We start from the raw sequence: 1,192 nt of genomic DNA, 5'->3' as shown, positions 1-1,192 counted from the left end.
CACCACGTCCGGCAGCATCTGGCCGATGACGTGGCGCGCCGCCACGGGCGAGGGCCGCTGCGCGTTGAGGATGCTGCCCTCGGGCGCGCTCACCTCGAAGGGCAGCAGCGCGCCGTGGTTGTTCGGCACCTCGGGCGCGATCAGGCACTTGAGGCCGAACACGGTGTAGGCGCGGCAGTAGTTCAGCACCACGTTGATGCCTTGCGGCACCGCGCCGTCGGTGCCGGCATAGTCCACCGTGACACGGTCTTCGGCAATCGTCAGCGTGGCGCGCAGCGTGATGGGGCGGTCGTAGCCGTCGATGGTCAGCGCGCTCTGCCAGCAGCCCCGCGGCAGGGCGGCAATGCGCTCGCGCGTGGCGCTCAGCGACTGCTGCAGGATGTAGTCGCCCAGCGCGTCCAGGCTGGTCTGGCCAAACTCCTGCAGCATGGCCTTGAGGCGGCGCGCGCCGGTGTCGTTGCTGGCGATGTAGGAAAGCACATCGCCTTCGACCTGCAGCGGCGTGCGCACGTTCTGCTGCAGGATGGCCATCAGGTCCAGGTTGAGCTGGCCGCGCGAGGCCAGTTTCATCAACGGGATCTGCAGGCCCTCCTCGAAGATGGAGCGGCCATCGGGCCCCTGGCCCAGGCCGCCGATGTCGAGCTGGTGGCAGCAGCAGCCCAGCAGGCCGACCACCCGGCCGTCCATCACCACCGGGCTGACCACGGTGATGTCGTGCAGGTGGCCGGCCGTCAGCCAGGGGTCGTTGGTGATGTAGTGGTCGCCTTCGGCCATGGTTGCGGCTGGAAAGCGGGCCAGGAAGTGCTTCACGCCTTCGGCCATGGAGTTGACATGGCCGGGGGTGCCGGTCACCGCCTCGGCGATCAGCCGGCCCTGGGTGTCGAACACCGCGGCCGAGAGGTCGCCGGCGTCTCGCACCGTGGTCGAGAAGGCGGTGCGCATCAGCGCCTGCGCGGCTTCCTCGACGACCGAGATCAGGCGGGTCCACATCACCTGCAGGCGCAGGTCCTTCAGGGTGTCATGCGGGTTGTCGTGCGGGACGGCGGGGGAGTTCATCGCAGGGGTTCCAGGGTCAGGCGGCGGCGCGCCGCGTCAGCACGATGTAGCCGTGCCCGTCGATGTGGGCGTCAAAGGCGGGCGAGACCACGGTGGTGGTCTCGTCCTCGACGATCAGTGCCGGGCCGGCCAGGGT

General features: G+C 69.5%; 1 protein-coding gene. It reads right to left on the bottom strand.

Annotated elements, in window-relative coordinates:
* Positions 1-1,056: hydantoinase B/oxoprolinase family protein (locus FKP22_RS31070; RefSeq protein WP_141292020.1), on the bottom strand; the 1,056-nt coding region annotated here is incomplete at its 3' end.
* Positions 1,057-1,192 lie beyond the last annotated feature (136 nt).

The sequence above is a fragment of the Ideonella azotifigens genome, assembly GCF_006519715.1.
In the GTDB taxonomy this organism is placed as follows: domain Bacteria; phylum Pseudomonadota; class Gammaproteobacteria; order Burkholderiales; family Burkholderiaceae_C; genus Ideonella; species Ideonella azotifigens.
The sequence above is the reverse complement of the archived record's forward strand: the minus strand, read 5'-3'. Positions and strand labels throughout refer to the sequence as shown.